At 40.3% G+C, this 17,045-nt stretch carries 14 protein-coding genes and 5 tRNA genes; 15 read left to right on the top strand and 4 right to left on the bottom strand.

Annotation, left to right across the window (positions count from 1 at the left end; all coding sequences use genetic code 11):
• The 11 genes from lysS (at window position 1) to H5092_RS04155 (ending at window position 11,053) form a co-directional block, all read left to right on the top strand.
• The gene (gene lysS, locus H5092_RS04105; RefSeq protein WP_002961420.1) at window positions 1-1,536 is read left to right on the top strand and encodes a lysine--tRNA ligase; all 1,536 of its coding nucleotides are present in this window, start codon (window positions 1-3) and stop codon (window positions 1,534-1,536) included.
• 322 nt (window positions 1,537-1,858) lie between these two features.
• The gene (locus H5092_RS04110) at window positions 1,859-2,041 is read left to right on the top strand and encodes a hypothetical protein (protein ID WP_010553261.1); all 183 of its coding nucleotides are present in this window, start codon (window positions 1,859-1,861) and stop codon (window positions 2,039-2,041) included.
• Window positions 2,042-2,169: 128 nt separating this feature from the next.
• Window positions 2,170-2,262, top strand: a tRNA-Ser gene (locus H5092_RS04115).
• 38 nt (window positions 2,263-2,300) lie between these two features.
• Window positions 2,301-2,377: transfer RNA gene (locus tag H5092_RS04120), tRNA-Arg, on the top strand.
• Between the two features lie 73 nt (window positions 2,378-2,450).
• Window positions 2,451-2,527: transfer RNA gene (locus tag H5092_RS04125), tRNA-Arg, on the top strand.
• A gap of 51 nt (window positions 2,528-2,578) precedes the next feature.
• Window positions 2,579-2,655 (top strand) — tRNA-Arg (locus H5092_RS04130).
• Window positions 2,656-2,770: 115 nt separating this feature from the next.
• A tRNA-Arg gene (locus H5092_RS04135) sits at window positions 2,771-2,847 on the top strand.
• Between the two features lie 1,652 nt (window positions 2,848-4,499).
• Complete coding sequence (locus H5092_RS04140; protein ID WP_182732941.1) at window positions 4,500-5,675, top strand: exo-beta-N-acetylmuramidase NamZ domain-containing protein; 1,176 nt, start codon at window positions 4,500-4,502, stop codon at window positions 5,673-5,675.
• A 9-nt stretch (window positions 5,676-5,684) separates the two neighbouring features.
• Window positions 5,685-7,343 carry a penicillin binding protein PBP4B gene (pbp4b, locus tag H5092_RS04145; RefSeq protein WP_182732942.1) on the top strand — a complete coding sequence of 553 codons (1,659 nt, stop codon included), beginning with the start codon at window positions 5,685-5,687 and terminating at the stop codon, window positions 7,341-7,343.
• A 191-nt stretch (window positions 7,344-7,534) separates the two neighbouring features.
• The gene (locus H5092_RS04150; protein ID WP_149606911.1) at window positions 7,535-8,911 is read left to right on the top strand and encodes a Na+/H+ antiporter NhaC family protein; all 1,377 of its coding nucleotides are present in this window, start codon (window positions 7,535-7,537) and stop codon (window positions 8,909-8,911) included.
• Window positions 8,912-9,310: 399 nt separating this feature from the next.
• The gene (locus H5092_RS04155; RefSeq protein ID WP_182732943.1) at window positions 9,311-11,053 is read left to right on the top strand and encodes a potassium/proton antiporter; all 1,743 of its coding nucleotides are present in this window, start codon (window positions 9,311-9,313) and stop codon (window positions 11,051-11,053) included.
• A 282-nt stretch (window positions 11,054-11,335) separates the two neighbouring features.
• Here H5092_RS04155 and H5092_RS04160 read toward each other — a convergent pair whose 3' ends face one another.
• The 3 genes from H5092_RS04160 to H5092_RS04170 are packed head-to-tail and all read right to left on the bottom strand — an operon-like array spanning window position 11,336 to window position 13,183.
• Window positions 11,336-11,968 carry a hypothetical protein gene (locus H5092_RS04160; RefSeq protein ID WP_182732944.1) on the bottom strand — a complete coding sequence of 211 codons (633 nt, stop codon included), beginning with the start codon at window positions 11,966-11,968 and terminating at the stop codon, window positions 11,336-11,338.
• A complete protein-coding gene (locus H5092_RS04165) occupies window positions 11,955-12,533 on the bottom strand; it encodes a sigma-70 family RNA polymerase sigma factor (RefSeq protein ID WP_259398363.1) in 579 nt (192 codons plus the stop codon). Before H5092_RS04165 ends, H5092_RS04160 begins: the two co-directional genes overlap by 14 nt.
• Window positions 12,534-12,547: 14 nt before the next feature.
• A complete protein-coding gene (locus tag H5092_RS04170; protein ID WP_182732945.1) occupies window positions 12,548-13,183 on the bottom strand; it encodes an energy transducer TonB in 636 nt (211 codons plus the stop codon).
• A 156-nt stretch (window positions 13,184-13,339) separates the two neighbouring features.
• On the opposite strand from H5092_RS04170, the gene H5092_RS04175 reads away from it, so the two are divergent.
• The 3 genes from H5092_RS04175 (at window position 13,340) to H5092_RS04185 (ending at window position 14,939) form a co-directional block, all read left to right on the top strand.
• Window positions 13,340-13,846 carry a DUF3087 domain-containing protein gene (locus H5092_RS04175; RefSeq protein ID WP_024606258.1) on the top strand — a complete coding sequence of 169 codons (507 nt, stop codon included), beginning with the start codon at window positions 13,340-13,342 and terminating at the stop codon, window positions 13,844-13,846.
• Window positions 13,847-13,880: 34 nt separating this feature from the next.
• Window positions 13,881-14,330, top strand: a complete 450-nt coding sequence (locus H5092_RS04180) for a low molecular weight protein-tyrosine-phosphatase (RefSeq protein ID WP_002961928.1) — start codon at window positions 13,881-13,883, stop codon at window positions 14,328-14,330.
• Between the two features lie 99 nt (window positions 14,331-14,429).
• On the top strand, window positions 14,430-14,939 hold the full coding sequence (locus H5092_RS04185; protein WP_002961929.1) for a hypothetical protein: 510 nt from the start codon (window positions 14,430-14,432) through the stop codon (window positions 14,937-14,939).
• A 67-nt stretch (window positions 14,940-15,006) separates the two neighbouring features.
• Here the strand turns inward: H5092_RS04185 and H5092_RS04190 are convergent, their stop codons facing one another.
• A complete protein-coding gene (locus tag H5092_RS04190; RefSeq protein ID WP_182732946.1) occupies window positions 15,007-16,137 on the bottom strand; it encodes an energy transducer TonB in 1,131 nt (376 codons plus the stop codon).
• A 249-nt stretch (window positions 16,138-16,386) separates the two neighbouring features.
• Between H5092_RS04190 and ribA the strand changes: the two genes are divergently transcribed.
• Window positions 16,387-17,010, top strand: a complete 624-nt coding sequence (gene ribA / locus H5092_RS04195) for a GTP cyclohydrolase II (protein WP_002961931.1) — start codon at window positions 16,387-16,389, stop codon at window positions 17,008-17,010.
• Window positions 17,011-17,045 lie beyond the last annotated feature (35 nt).

Genomic DNA, 17,045 nt, shown 5'->3' on the forward strand with positions numbered 1-17,045 from the left:
ATGACTGATAAAATCCAAGACGAAAACAAGTTAATCGCTGAGCGTCGTGGCAAGTTAGACGCGATACGCGAAAATTGCCCAGCCAACGGTCATCCAAACCAATTCCGTCGTGAGCATTACACGGCTGATTTGCAAGCCCAGTTTGGTGATAAGAGCAAAGAAGAATTAGTTGAACTACAAGAAGTTGTGTCTATTGCTGGACGTATTTTAGCAAAGCGTGGACCTTTTTTTGTAATTCAAGACATGAAAGGTCGTGTACAAGCGTATGCATCTAAAGATGTTCAAAAAGACCTTAAAGAAAAATATGGTCAGCTAGACACTGGCGATATTATAGGTGTTAAAGGCGCGTTGAATAAATCGGGTAAAGGCGATTTATACGTAGAAATGACTGAGTATCAATTACTAACTAAGTCACTTCGCCCGTTACCTGAAAAATTCCATGGCTTATCAGATCAAGAAACAAAGTACCGCCAACGTTATGTTGACTTAATTACTAACGAAGCAACGCGCGAAACATTCCGCATTCGCTCACAAGTAGTTGAAGGCATTCGTCGCTTTTTAGCAGACCGTGACTTTATGGAAGTAGAAACACCTATGCTACAGGTTATACCTGGTGGTGCATCTGCGCGTCCGTTTGTAACTCACCATAACGCGCTTGATATCGACATGTACCTACGTATAGCGCCAGAGCTTTACTTAAAGCGCTTAGTGGTAGGTGGTTTTGATCGTGTATTTGAAATTAACCGTAACTTCCGTAACGAAGGGTTATCTACACGTCACAACCCAGAATTTACAATGATTGAATTTTACCAAGCATACGCTGATTACATCGACCTGATGAACATCACCGAAGATATGCTACGTACTGTTGCAGAAAACGTACTAGGTAGTGCAATTGTAGTTAATACAACTAAGGACGAAAACGGCGAAGTTATCGATTCAGTTGAATACGACTTTGGTCAACCGTTTACACGTTTAAGTATGGCGGATGCTATCTTAAAATATAACCCTGAGTTTGATGCTGCAGTATTTAACGACCCAGAAAACCATTTTGAAGAGTTAAAAGCGTACGCTAAACAAGTGCACGTTAAAATTCCTGAAAACTGTGTTTGGGGTCCAGGTAAGTTTCTTTGTGAAATATTTGAAGAAACAGCAGAGCACATGCTTATTCAACCTACGTTTATTACTGGTTACCCGTGGGAAGTATCACCACTTGCACGCCGTAACGACGAAAACCCATTTGTTACCGACCGTTTTGAGTTTTTTGTTGGCGGCCGTGAACTTGCAAATGGTTTCTCTGAGCTTAACGATGCACAGGATCAAGCTGAGCGCTTTACTCGTCAAGTTGAAGAGAAAGACGCAGGCGATGATGAAGCAATGCACTACGACGAAGACTACATACGCGCACTAGAGTACGGCTTACCGCCAACGGCTGGTGAAGGTATTGGTATTGACCGTTTAGTAATGTTGTTTACTGATTCATCAACAATTAAAGACGTTATTTTGTTCCCGCATATGCGTCCACAAGCTGACTAAGCTTTAGTAGAACAAAGTAAGTTAATAAACGCCGCTTAATAGCGGCGTTTTTTTTACTTATAATTAGTGTTTTAATTAATAAGTACTACACTAAAAATTAAAGGTAGTTATTAGTGCTGATTAATGTGCAATTCAGCTTCACTAACTTATTGTTATTGGAAGTTTTTAATATTAAAACTAACAGTGCTATAACTTTTTAGTATGATTGTTTTTTAAACATATGTTGTGTTTGTACAAAGGTTTTAGCTAGAATACGCACGAAATTTACACTGCTGGTATTTAGCAGTTAAATATAGATTCTTAAAGGACTTAGAATAATAGTATGAAAGACAAACGAGTAGATGATTTATCAGAAGAATGCACATCAGAGCAAGAACGAAACGCTTACTACCGTGCTTGTATCGCTGAATTTCAACAATTAGGTTACCAAGAACAGTATTTGGCTCAGTTAACTGATGACTTAGTTCCCGTGCTAGGTGTTAATCCTTCAAATAAAAATACGTAACCCGCTTAAATTTCAAACTAATTACACTTTTAAACCAAGCATATGTGCAATCTATAACCATATAGTCGTTTTTGGTAGAAAAGTGTTTGACATATTTTCTGAAATCTTTATTATACGCCCCACAAGACGGAGAGGTGTCCGAGTGGCCGAAGGAGCTCCCCTGCTAAGGGAGTATAGAGTTTGTAGCTCTATCGAGGGTTCGAATCCCTCCCTCTCCACCATTTCTTTTAATGGCGTGTTTTGTAAAATTTTAAAGTATGGGTGCATAGCTCAGCTGGATAGAGTACTCGGCTACGAACCGAGCGGTCGGAGGTTCGAATCCTCCTGCGCCCACCATACTTTAATAACTCGCTTAGAGTCTAAATAAGCAAAAGCTCTACTTAGAGTTAAAATAAGTAAACTATAAAGTGGGTGCATAGCTCAGCTGGATAGAGTACTCGGCTACGAACCGAGCGGTCGGAGGTTCGAATCCTCCTGCGCCCACCACTTTATAGACTCTCACTTAGAGTAAAAACAAGTAATAGTAAAAATGAAAGCGGGTGCATAGCTCAGCTGGATAGAGTACTCGGCTACGAACCGAGCGGTCGGAGGTTCGAATCCTCCTGCGCCCACCACTTTCATGTTTTCATACACTTTTAAGTGTAAGAAAAATAAACCGATGGAAATCGGTTTTTTTATGCCTGAATTAATACGCTCTGCTTAGAGTTTAAATAAGCAATCTATGAAAGTGGGTGCATAGCTCAGCTGGATAGAGTACTCGGCTACGAACCGAGCGGTCGGAGGTTCGAATCCTCCTGCGCCCACCACTTTCATAAACAAGCCGACATTAAGTCGGTTTTTTTGTGCCTAAAATAAAGTGAAGTGAAGTGTAGGTTTAGGTGAATTGAGAACCAAGCAGTCGGAGGTTCACTCTTACAAGATACGTCCTGCGCCCACCACTTTCATAAACAAGCCGATATTAAGTCGGTTTTTTTGTGCCTGAAATAAAGTGAAATGTAAGCTACCACTCCTGTAGCCGCAGAGCTTGCTCGCGTGAGAAGCGCCAGCTTCTAATTACTTACCACCGATATAACTGATACTTTATTTACGAGCTTCGTTCGTCGCGTCAGCAAGCTGTAAGCCTACAAGTAAAACCAGTGCTAATCGTTATAAATCCAAACTCCGAGCTTATTCATCTGTGGTAGACGCTGAGCTTGCTCGCGTGAGAAGCGACAGCTTCTATCCCCCCCTCAAAAATATAATTTATAAGATTTTATTCGTTGGCAACGCCAGAAGTAAGTAATTTATTCACAAAGAGGTTAAGAGGCGCTGCGCTTTTAGAGGTAGTAATAAAGCTAAGCTAAACTAATAAACCCGAGTTTATGTCTTCTCATTTACTTCTCTTTCGCTTCTCTTTGTATAATAGATCTTTAAGTGGTTCATTGACCAAGAAATTAAATAACTAGAAGCGTTTAGCTCTAAGAAGGTTAAATACGGTCTTTAAGCTTAAAATGAGAGGTGGTATTTTCAAGTAAAGCTATCCCTAATCTTTAAATCTAAACTTCGAGTTTATTTATCCGTTGTAGACGTTGAGTTTGCTCGCGTGAGAAGCGATAGCTTCTAATCCCCCCTCAAAAATATAATTTATAAGATTTTATTTGTTGGCAACGCCAGAAATAAGTAATTTATTCACAAAGAGGTTAAGAGGCGCTGCGCTTTTAGAGGTAGTAATAAAGCAAAACTAATAAACCCGGGTTTATGTCTTCTCATTTACTTCTCTTTCGCTTCTCTTTGTATAATAGATCTTTAAGTGGTTCATTGACCAAGAAACTAAATAACTAGAAGCGTTTAGCTCTAAGAAGGTTAAATACGGTCTTTAAGCTTAAAATGAGAGGTGGTATTTTCAAGTAAAGCTATCCCTAATCGTTAAATCTAAACTCCGAGCTTATTCATCCGTTGTAGACGCTGAGCTTGCTCGCGTGAGAAGCGACAGCTTCTATTCCCCCCTCAAAAATATAATTTATAAGATTTTATTCGTTGGCAACGCCAGAAATAAGTAATTTATTCACAAAGAGGTTAAGAGGCGCTGCGCTTTTAGAGGTAGTAATAAAGCTAAGCTAAACTAATAAACCCGAGTTTATGTCTTCTCATTTACTTCTCTTTCGCTTCTCTTTGTATAATAGATCTTTAAGTGGTTCATTGACCAAGAAACTAAATAACTAGAAGCGTTTAGCTCTAAGAAGGTTAAATACGATCTTTAAGCTTAAAATGAGAGGTGGTATTTTCAAGCAAAACCATCTCTAATCTTTAAATCTAAACTCCGAGTTTATTTATCCGTTGTAGACGCTGAGCCTGCTCGCGTGAGAAGCGACAGCTTCTAATCACTATATCTACTCAAGCCCACTTAACCCTTTTCTAAAGCTGCTCTTTATTATTACCTATGTTATTTTAAACGCCTTGTTTAAAAGGATATTGCAGTATGTTTAAAACCCTATTTATTACGTTGTTTTTTATTTTTAGCGCCATTTTTATTGCAAGTGTGCAAGCCAACGAAGCTAATAACTCACTTGTAGTAGGTGCGCAGCAATATGCTAAATATTTACCGCAGTTAAAAAATAAACGTGTAGGGCTAGTAGTCAATCAAACATCAAGCGTAGGGGAAACTCACTTAGTAGATACTCTACTGACTAAAAACATAAACATAACTAAAATTTTTGCACCTGAGCATGGCTTTCGTGGCGATCACGATGCGGGCGCCCATGTGAAAAATGCTGTTGATGGTAAAACTGGTATTCCGCTTATTTCTATTTACGGTAAAAATAAAAAACCAAGCCAAGCTGCTTTAGCCGATGTTGATGTCATTATTTTTGACATTCAAGATGTGGGAGTGCGTTTTTATACCTACATAAGCTCTATGCACTACATGATGGAAGCCGCTGCAGAGCAGGGGATAGAATTTTTGGTGCTCGACAGGCCCAGCCCAAATATCGCCTACGTTGATGGGCCAATATTAGAGCCAGAATTTAAATCGTTTGTAGGCATGCACCCAATTCCTGTTTTACACGGCATGACCGTTGGCGAGCTTGCCAAAATGATCAAGGGCGAGGGCTGGATCAATAAAGCGCCCGATTTAAAGTTAACTGTGATCCCTGTTGATCATTACACTCGCAAAAGTACTTATAGCTTGCCTGTAAAACCCAGCCCTAATTTACCTAACGATCAGGCGATTGCACTTTACCCATCACTTTGCTTTTTTGAAGCAACGCCTATTAGCATTGGTAGAGGCACCGACTTTGCATTTCAAGTAATTGGCTATTCGCCAGTAGCATTAGGTGATTTTAATTTTACACCGCGCGCAATTAAAGGCGCTGCTTTAAACCCTAAATTTAAAAACCAAACCGTGCAAGGGCTCGATTTAAGACAAGCAAATATTTCAGGTTTAAATTTAACTTACTTAATAAATGCGTACACGGAGCTTAGTAAAAATAACATCTCGTTTTTTGAGCGCGCTGACTTTATGGATAAGCTAGCGGGTACTAATAAATTGCGCTTAGCTATTGAAGCAGGGCAATCAGAAGCGCAAATAAAACAAAGCTGGCAGGCGGGGCTTGCGCAATTTAAAGCGCAAAGAGCGCCTTACTTGTTATATAAATAAGGGCTAAGCATGTTTATTGCTGTAAAATATCAAAGGTGTGCTTATATCAAACAAGCATTTATAGCGGCATTGAGCTTTATTATTGTGGGTTGTAGTACACCACCTGAGCCTATTAGCTCGGTGCTACCACTTACAAAAAGCCAACTTGTAGAGCTGCCTAATGCACAAGTGGTTGTAACGTTTCCTGAGGTAAATCCAAGTAGCCGGTTTTATGTAAATAACCGAGGAACGTTTAAAGCTTACAAAGGGCGCGGGCAATTATTAATACAAAACCATAACGCACAAAGCGCCGATATTTACATTAATAATAACAAGCTCGACGTTAACCAACTAAGCGCCAACACCTTATACAATTACAGTTTGGCAAAAAATACTCACAACGGTGTTAATACCTTTAAAGTTGAAAATATTCTCCCTGCTGGCGCAAGTTTAACGCTGCGTTTTGCATTTCCTACTTTAAGCGATGAACCAAAAAAGCATATAGATTTTACTGAAGTAGACACATTAATTGAACGCGATGTTAAAGCAGGTTTTCCTGGGGCTGTGCTGGCCGTTGTTAAAAATGGCGAGCTAATAAAATTAACCGCCTATGGCGATGCAAAGCAATACCAGCAAAGTGATTTAATGCTACTACGCCCAGAGCCCATGCAAACTAATACTTTGTTTGATCTTGCCTCAAACACCAAAATATTTGCCACAAACTTTGCACTTATGAAATTAGTAAGTGAAGGGCTGTTAAATATTAATAAACCCGTGCAAAGCTACCTAAGCGAATATAAAGGCGAAGGGCGAGCAAAGCGCACAGTAAAAGACTTACTCACACACAGCGCTGGATACCCGCCAGTATTTGACTTTCATCGTAAAGATGGCAGCTACGGCGACGCGTTTTATTCGCAAAACAGTAAAACCACCAAACAGCTATTACTTACCAGCGTGCCTTTTAGTAGTAAATCATCTGGGCAGCATGTTTACTCAGATATTGATTACATGATTTTAGGCGTACTCATTGAGCGCATAACTGGGCAGCCCCTTGACGAATACCTAGAGCAGCAAGTGTACGCGCCATTAAAATTAACTAACACGTTATTTAATCCACTTAAAAAAGGCTTTAAGCCGCAGCAATTTGCAGCCACTGAGCTTAGCGGCAACACACGAGACGGGCGCATTAAGTTTGATAATGTTCGTACCACTGTTTTACAAGGCCAAGTGCATGATGAGCGCGCTTACTACTCACTTGATGGCGTAGCAGGGCATGCAGGGTTGTTTAGTAACGCTCACGACTTAGCCGTGCTTTGCCAGCTATTACTAAATAATGGCGGCTACGGCGATCAACAATTATTTAGTGCCAGTGCCTTAGCACAATTTTTAACGCCGCAAAGCAGCGATGAGACCTACGGGCTTGGCTTTAGGCTAGCTGGTAACAACCAAGCAAGGCGCTGGCACTTTGGCCCTTATGCAAGCGCGCAGGCTTATGGCCACACCGGTTGGACAGGCACAGTAACCGTAATAGACCCCGCTTACGACTTGGCTATTGTTTTACTTACCAATGCTCGCCATAGTGCAATTAAAGGCTCGCTAAAACGTTACGAATTTACAGGTAAACAATTTGAAACCGCGCAGTATGGATCGGTGGTGTCGCTTATTTATGAAGCGCTACTAAATCAATAAGCTATCGTATAGGTTAAAACGTACTAACAGCATTACTCTAAGTGATTTATTTACAGGTGACTTGAGTAAGCCAATCCATTAAGCTAAGCGGTTTACAAATCTAAGCCAGTTTATGCTGCTAGGCTTAACAAATAAGCGATAAAACGCGTACAAAGCGAGAGTGGCTCGCTAATAATTAAGGTTAACTTTTTATGCATTGGTATTCTATTTTACCGCCGCTAATTGCGATTGCTATCGTGTTTTGGCGAAAAGAAGTGATTATGGCGCTACTTGTTGCTGTTGCTTCTTCTGAGTTTTTACTTGCTTTTCAGGGCGAAGGTAATAGCTTGTTTGACACTTTTTTAAATACCATAGAACGTATTATTTCGGTTGCCAGCTCGCCAGGTAATACACGCATATTAATATTTAGTATTTTAATTGGTGCACTGCTTGCCTACATTCGCGAATCTGGCGGCGTTGCAGCAACTGTTAATATGTTAATGAACAAAGGTATTGCAAAAAGTAAGCGCCAAGTGGGCTTTTTAACCATGTTTACCGGCATTGCGGTGTTTATAGAATCTAACTTGAGCGTACTTACCTCAGGGATTTTATCGCGTGGCTTATTCGACAAATTTAAAATGAGCCGAGCGCGTCTAGCGTACATTATTGATAGCACCAGTGCGCCAGTGTGTATTTTAATACTGCTTAATGGCTGGGGTGCGTTTGTACTTGGTTTGTTAGGTAACTACGAGCTAGGTGAGTCGGCTGTATCGGTGTTATGGGGCAGCGTAGGGTATAACTTTTACGCCATAATTACCCTTGCCATTGTTTTTTATACCATCGCGTTTGATAAAGTGCATGGCCCAATGAAAGAAGCCGAAGAAAAACTAGAGCTTCAAACAACTGACTTAAAAGAAGAAGTAAAAGGCTCTAAAGCGCGTTACATGTTAATCCCGCTTATTACGCTTATTACCAGCATGGTTGGCTTTATGTATTACACCGGAAATGGTGTATTAGCAGAGGGCAGCGGCTCTAAATCAGTATTATATGCAACGGTTTTAGCCATTGTTGTCGCTTACTTTTTAATGATTGGCTCACGTAAATTTACGCATCATCAATTAGTTGATACCGGTTTTAAAGGTATGGGCGAATTAATGCCATTAGTCGCCATTGTACTGCTTTCGCTTACACTCGGCGCAAGCTTAAAAGAGTTGGGCACTGGCGTATTTGTAGCATCACTTGTTGGCGACTACTTACCTATTTACTTAATCGTACCTGTGCTGTTTTTAACTGGCGCGGTAATGTCGTTTACTACAGGTACATCGTGGGGTACTTTTGCTATATTAATCCCAATTGGTGTGCCACTTATTCAAGCGCTAGGTTTACCGCCGTCGCTTGTTGTTGGTGCTATTTTGGGTGGTGGTATATTTGGCGATCATTGCTCGCCTATATCCGACACCAGCGCTGTATCGGCTATTGCATCGGGGTGTGACTTACTCACCCACGTTAAAACGCAGCTACCGTATGCCTTATTTGGTGGTGGCCTTACGTTTTTAGCGTACTTAGTAACAAGCATTATTGTTTTGTAAAATTTGATTATTTAAATACTCAAAAGCCTGCTTATTGCAGGCTTTTTTGTTTTTAAATTAAGACCGAGCCGAGTAATACCAAGCTTAACGACGCTCTAGATATTAAATAAACTATTTAAATATAGACTTAAGTACCCGTATTTATATTTTTTAGGTTATTGTATAGCATGAGCTTTAAGCTTTTTAATAGCTATAAATTCTTACTTTTTAATACCAATTCGCTTAATTAAGTGATCTATTTTGAGGCTGAAAAACGTGTTGATAGCTAGGCAAAAAATTTGCTATTTAGTTGTTCTAAATGAGAATTTTTTAACGCCGGTAGCGACATGTTTAGCCCCGTAAAATGATTAAGTATTATTGCGGATTGGTATAACTCATATAAGGCTGTAAACCCACACTATGTTTGTAATTGATAATATCATTCTCGTTAGTGCCATTTTAATTTTACTTGGAGTGATCTCGAGCAAGTTATCTGCACGCGTTGGCTTACCAGTGCTGGTGCTATTTTTACTTGTAGGCATGCTCGCAGGTGAAGACGGTATTGCAGGTATATCATTCGACAACGCAGAGGCCGCGCATGCTCTGGGTACTCTCGCGCTTGCTATTATTCTATTTGATGGTGGCTTACAAACGCCCACCAGTTCAATTAAACAAGTGTGGAAACCCGCGTCTGCTTTAGCAACCATCGGGGTGTTATTTACTGCTGTAATTACAGGCCTTGTGGCCACTTATATTTTAGACCTGCCCATATTACAAGGTGTTTTACTGGGCGCCATTGTTGGCTCTACAGATGCCGCAGCAGTGTTTGCACTTTTACGAAGTGCGGGTATTCACTTAAATAAAAAGCTGAAATCGACCCTTGAAATAGAAAGCGCCTCGAACGATCCAATGGCCATTTTCTTAACGGTTGGTTTGCTCGAAATGCTCGTTAATGACATGCCAGTAGGGCTGGGTTTACTACAGTTATTTGCTCAACAAATGGGTGTTGGCGCTATTTGTGGTCTTTTAATTGGTAAAATATCGGTTTGGTTTATTAATCGCATTAAACTAAATGCATCGGGTTTGTATTTAGTGATGGTAACCGCATTTGGACTGCTTTCATTTGGCCTTTCTGCAACGCTCGGCGGCAGTGGATTTTTAGCTGTATTTATAACGGGTGTTATTTTAGGGAACAGTAAATTTGTATATAAACGCGGTATTTTTCTGTTTCATGACGGCTTAGCATGGCTTGGGCAAATAACCATGTTTGTTGTATTAGGCCTCCTTATTAATCCGTCGTCATTGGTTGATGTATGGTTAGAAGGACTGCTTATTGCATTGGCACTCATTTTTGTTGCTCGCCCATTAGCTGTAGCGCCTATTTTAAAACTGTTTGGCTTTAATAATCGCGAAACCTTATTTGTATCTTGGGTTGGCCTTAGAGGCTCAGTGCCCATTATTTTAGCTATATTCCCATTATTATTTGGCCTTTCAGGGGCTGAGCTTATTTTTAATGTCGTTTTTTTCGTGGTATTAATTTCAGCCACGTTACAGGGCTCAACAATGCCTTGGATGGCTAAAAAACTAAATTTAGTAGAGCCGCCGCCCGACCTAGCCGCTGCAACACTCGAAATTACAGCGCTAAACGATATTGATATTGAAATTGTAGAATACACTTTAAGTGACGTTTCTCGGGTTTCTGGGCGTAGCTTGTCACATGCTGCACTTCCTGAGAGTGTGGTTGTTGCTATGATCACACGAGGCCCGTCAATCATACCGCCACGAGGCTCAACTAAGTTAAAACCAAACGATCATTTATTTGTTGTTTTAAAACCAGATAACAGACCTTTTGTTGATTTAGTTTTTACAGCAACCGATAAAACAAACCATCAAGATAGCCACTTAGCCCACAACGAACTTAAAGTGAAAGGGGTAACGTTGGTAGGCGATATATTTTACTCTTACCACATGCAAATAGACGCCCCAGAAGAGATAAGCTTGGAAGAAGTAATTAATCAAAAGCTTTCAGGTGAAGTCAGTAAAGGCGCTATAGTTGTTATTGGTAATGTGCAAATACGCGTTATAACAATGGTACATACACGCATAGTTACCATTGGCTTAAAGTACTTAAACAATCCAGAAAAGCGACTTTTAAAGCAGTAATCATTAACAGAGATTTATTAAGCTGTACTAGCTCAGACTTGATCTGACAGTTACCCATTTTTCTAATGGTGACTGTTAGTTTAGATTTGAGCTAATACAATTTATATCAAAGATGAATACAACAAAATTACTAAAGAGCAATATCGTGATTTTATAGAGCTTTCCTCACCATTAGATTACATGGGCGATAGTTAACTATCTTTGTGCAGCGCGTAGCGCCTCTGTGTTCTCGGTGGTAATATTTATCTAAATTACCACCCACCTTAACTGAGCCAAACTAACCTAAGCCCCACATTGCCTAACCCCAGCTCCCGCATGTTTAAGCGCAATAATTTGCCCTCTGCCGTTATGCGCCATAGCCAGCATATCACCTTTGTTTATATTACTTTCTACCGCGTGTTTACCTTTTAAATCTCTCAATAATGACTGCTTAATTTGTACTAGTACCTCGTCATTACAGCTGGCTATGTACCAGTCGTTATCTACCTTTACGAGCGTGCCGTATTCTATGTGGCGTTGTTGGTGGCGGCGTAAATCGTTAGCTAATTGGCTATCGAGTGCGTGTTTTTGCTCTGTAAAGGTGCTTGCGTAGCTACCTGCTTGATTTATTTCGTGTGTTTTAATAATTGAATAGTCGTGAATGTCTATAGTGTTAAATACGCTATTAAGCACGGTTTTAGGCTCAGTATTTATTACGTTGTTATTATCAAACACAATAAAGGCGAACACACCGAGTGCGCAGGCAAGGCTGGTTAGCTGTAGCGTAAAACTAAACCTTGTGGGCTTTTTAGGCTTTGTGTGCGTGGCTGTATTAAGTAGCGCTTTTTGTTGATCGCTTGTAAGTGTTATGCGCTCTTTTCGCTCTTTGTAGTGTTGTGTGAGCTTTTGATCAAACGGCTCATCAGGCTTGTTCATTGTTTGCTCCTAATAAACGTTTAAGGTGTAGCTTGGCGTAGCGCAGCCTTGTTTTAATGGTCTCAAGGCTGCTTTGCGTTATAAGTTCTATGTCGGCAAGCGAAAAGCCTTCTTGTTGCAAGGTTACGGCTTCGCGCTGTACAAAGCTAAGTTGTTTTAGGGCGGCGTCGAACGCGTCGTAACTTATGTTTGAGCTGCCTATAGTTAAGCCACTTTCGCTTTTATCATTTTGTGCTGCTAAATGCGTGTTTTCGTCAAGCTCTACAAAGTGCTGTTGCCTGCGGTATTCGTCAATGAGTGTGTTGCGGGCAAGTTTAAATAACCACGCTTTGGGTGTGGTTTGTGCTTGGTAAAGGTGGCGTTTTTCGATTACTTTTAGCCATGTTTGTTGGCTTACGTCGTATGCTAAATGCGTATTAGATTGCGTAACAAGGTAGTGGTATAAGTCGTTACTGTAGAGGGCTATAAGCTGCTCTAAGTAACGATTGTCGCCACTTTTTGCGTAACTTGCCATGCAGTCCTTGCTTGGCGTTTCAAATAACCATGACTTAATACTTAGTAGCATAGGCGTTTAGTCCGTTAAATAGAGTTATCTAATTTAAAATCGAGCTGTACAGTTTGACCTGTTTGTAATTGTGCCACACCTTCAATTACTTTGGGGCGATATTTCCAGCGTTTAATGGCTCTTATTGCTTCGCGGTCAAAGGTACGTTTTGGCTCGGCGTTAATAACTACTGGGTCGATTACTTCACCGGTGGGCGAAATACTAAAGCTTAGTTGTACCCAACCTTCAATACCATCGCGCGCGGCTGTAGTTGGGTATTTAGGGTTTATGCGCACTATGGGGGTTGCATCCCCTGTAGGGCGATTAATGGTATTGTTAATGTCGCCACCAAAATCGTCAATTGTAACTGGCGTAAGGTCGCTAATTGCCAACACAGGATCGGCTGATGTATCAAGCGGTGGAGCTTTTTGCGGCACTTTAGGCATTGGCGGTGGCGGCTGTATTTTTTGTATATGCCTGACTTTTGAATCCTCAGGTGCCTGAAAAATCTCTACTATAATATCGCCCCCTGGTTTAACCGGTGCGCGTTGCTCGCCACTTATTAAATATTGCATAAACGCAAAAGCTGCAAAGGTCATTGCGGCGCCGCCGATAACGGCAGTCGATGTTTTAATAAATACTGGGTTGTTAGGTACTTCAAGTGTGTGCATAAGCCGCTCCAAATTTTATTGACCACTACTATTAGGGTGTTTTCAAAGCTATAACGGGTGGCAAATCAAAAAGGGGTGAAATAATTTTATAAAAAATGTGGGGTTTAGTTACAATAGCCATTCGCATTCTTTTACTTATTAACTTTTTAGGCTGTTATGCAACTCATTGAAATAAATAAAGCGCGTTACCGTAAACATTTAAACCGTGTTATTGCAGGATGCGGTATTGGTTTGGCTGTAGGCAGCTTGGCTATATCGCAAACGCTGATTGCTTTATTTCCTGATGAAAGTGGTAGCCACTTTCATTGGAACTTAATAGGCGTTGCTATTACAAGCGTTGGGCTTGCGTGGTTACTTAATAAATACCGTACACATAGCTTTATGACTGAAGTTGTTTATGTGTGGGAGCTTAAAAAAGCACTTAATAAAATAACCCGTAAAATGGCTAAGTTAAAAGCCGCTGGCCGTGAAGGTAATGCCGATGCGTTATTAGCGATTCATTATAGCTACGCGGGCTCTCGGTTATTGTGGCAACTAGACGATAACCTAATCACCATGGACGATTTAGCCATTAAACAAGCTGAGCTCGAATCTGTTGCAGCGCAACATAACGTAACGCTTAACGTTGAAGATTACGATGAAAGCATTTTAAAACAGTTTTAAAGCTTAGGTTTTTAAATTAGTGAGAGGAGCCTTAATGAAAAAAGTACTCATAGTGTGTTTAGGTAATATTTGTCGCTCGCCAACCGCAGAGGCGGTATTAAAAGCCCGTGCTAAAAAACTAGGTGTTAACGTTAAAGTTGATTCGGCAGGGACTATTGGTTACCACGAAGGTAAAACGCCTGATAGTCGCTCAATGGCAGCAGGGGAGAAGCGCGGTTACAGCTTTAAAGGTATTTATTCACGTAAAGTGCGTACAAGCGACTTTACTGAGTTTGATTTAATTTTAGCGGCCGATACGCAAAATTTAGCTGATTTAAAAGCCCAGTGCCCTGAGCATCTACAGTACAAATTAGCGCTGTTTTTAGAATATGGCGAGCAAGCCCAAAGCGCTATTCCCGATCCCTATTACGGCGGCGATGATGGCTTTGAAAATGTGCTCAATTTAATAGAAGCGGCTAGCGATAAAATACTCGCTAAAATTTAATCCCGATTTTATTACTAAAGCTAAATTTAACGAGCTTTTAGTCGTATTGCATGGTGTCCCTAAAGTAAGTACATTTTATACTTACTCAAAGGGAACTTTATGAAAATAAAAATATTACTACTCACTTTATCTATCGCTTCTTGTTCTACTTTTGCTAATGATGTTAGTTTTTCGATTGGGGGTGGCTATCCTTACTTAGTTATTCCTGAGGTATCTTTATCGGCTAACGACGACACACAACGCTGGTATGCAAACTATAAACTAGGCCTTGATGATGGGTTTTCTGCCGGTTTTGAACAAGCAGTTAGCGATAATAAAAAACATGCTTTTGGCGTACTTGTGGGCGCTATTGGTGCAAGAGATACAGACCAAGAGTGCGAAAGTTCAACTAATGATGTAGCAACTGACTTTGCTAATACGCTAGGTTGTGTAATTGGCGGTATTTTTGATGAAGAAACAACAAACGGTATAGGGCTTACGTACAGCTACAACTTTAATGGATTGAACAGCGCTGGTTTTAGATTAGAGCTAGATGTGGGCTACGGTAAAGCAAGCGATAGCAATGAAAAAAGAGCCGATGGCGGAATTAGCGTAAGTTATGAATTTTAACTACGTAGAATTTGTATTAGTTGGTATTAAAAAAGACGCTTAAAGCGCCTTTTTTAATGAGCCGCTTTTAGTGGCGGTTAATTTTAAAGTCGAGTTGTACCTGAGAAATAGCGCTAACAGGTTTGCCATTTTCAAACTTTGGCGCGTAACGCCATTGCTCAAGCGCTGCTTTGGCTGATTTTTCAAATGCGCTGCCGCCTTCTGAGCTAAGTACTTTTGGGTTTTTTACAAAGCCAGCTGCGTCTACCTCAAACTCCATAACAACGCTACCATCGGTACTAAATCTGGCTTTGTTAACTGGGTATTTAGGATTAACACGATAGAGTGGTGTTTGCTCTTGCGATTCTTTCCATGGCACCATTTGAGCGATAGCTAGGCAATGTTTAGTTGCTTCTTCGCTTTTACCTTGCTTTTCGTACAGACCTACAAGCTTTGAATGAGCTGTTAGCTCTGCACTGTGATCAAAGTTTAAGTTACTATCGAATACAGTAACTATACGATTTAGCCTTTCAATCGCTTGATTGTATCTTTTACGACCCTCTGCGAATGAGGCCATTAAAAAATCGGCTTTTATGCGCTCTAGTGAGTTTTCAGGTAAGTTTTCTTGGTAGTATTCGTCGGCCTCTTCTAGGTAGTTTTTAGCCTCACGATATTTTTTAGAACTAAACTTTTTAGCCAGTAGCGTTGCAGCTTCAAGTTTCATGTCGGCTACAAACTTAGGGTTATTTTGTGTTTTAGCTATACCTATTACTTGTTCTAAAAAGTTAGCTGCTTTGTAAGCTGATGTTGTGTAGTTAGCTTTTCCGAGCAGTGCATCAACTGTTTCTATTGATTGTTTGCCGTGATTAGCCGCTAAAATAGTATGTGCTTCATCATAAAGTGCAAAACGTTGTTCGTATAGCTCATCGCCGTAGCCTTTAATAGCTTTAGCGTAGTTAATAGCTAAGTTAGCAGTATTGTCGTCGCTTTTACCGTAAACGGCTTTACCTGATGTGTAAGCAAGTTTGGCAGCTTGTTGTACGTTTTCGTCTGCTTTAACTGCTGCTAAATAGCTTTGGTATGCTTGGTTAAATACCGTTTGAGGATCGCTTGCTTGGCTGGCGAATGCTGTAGTGCTTAAAGTTGTTGCGCTTAAAGTTGTTGCGCTTAAAGCAGACAAACTTAAACCGATAAATAAAGCGAGTTGCTGACGTTTCATAATAATCCCTATCGTTGTTTAAAATACAAAATACCAAACGTGCCTGTAGGTGTCACTGATTAAGGTAAATCAACGTAAATAATATTGGCGGTTATTTGTATTAATTTATTGCTTAACAATCATTGAAAATAACGCCTGTCGTCGCCATATATTTGCCATAAACAGTCTTGTACTACGGTGTATTTATCCTATTTTGTGATACTATCACTTTATTGTCGTGTCGTAGTTATTTAAATATTTGGATTTGTCGTGGCGCAAGTAAGAGCAAGAGTCCAGCTTAAAGTTGGCAGAAATAGTGATATCCCTGCAGAAATAATCTCATTTACTGATTTAAAAGATGGTAAAGAACATATTGCTATGGTGTTTAATAACGCCGATACAGAGCAAGATGTACCGCTAATTCGTATGCATTCAGAATGCTTAACGGGTGATGTATTTTACTCATCGCGTTGTGATTGTGGTGAGCAGCTAAATGAATGTATTGAAATGATGCACGAGCAAGGCGGTATTTTATTGTATTTACGCCAAGAAGGCCGTGGCATTGGTTTATACAACAAAATAGACGCTTACGTATTGCAATCGCAAGGTATGAACACCTACGAGGCTAATAATCATTTAGGCTTTGCTGATGATTTACGTGACTTTTCGGATGCAGTATTAATGCTCAATGCGCTTAATTTAAGTCACGTTAAATTAATGACTAATAATCCTAAAAAGCTTAATGCATTAAAAGATGCCGGTATTAATGTTGACTCGGTTGTGGGCACGCATGCGCACATTAAAGCGGGTGTTGCGGGTAATAAATCGTACCTAGAAACAAAAATTAAGCATGGCGCGCATATGTTAGATATTAAGAAAATTAAAAAACCTTAATCATTTAATTACGTTTCGTCTATTAATCCCCCCTC

Source organism: Pseudoalteromonas sp. SR41-7 (assembly GCF_014163935.1).
Lineage (GTDB): Bacteria > Pseudomonadota > Gammaproteobacteria > Enterobacterales > Alteromonadaceae > Pseudoalteromonas > Pseudoalteromonas distincta.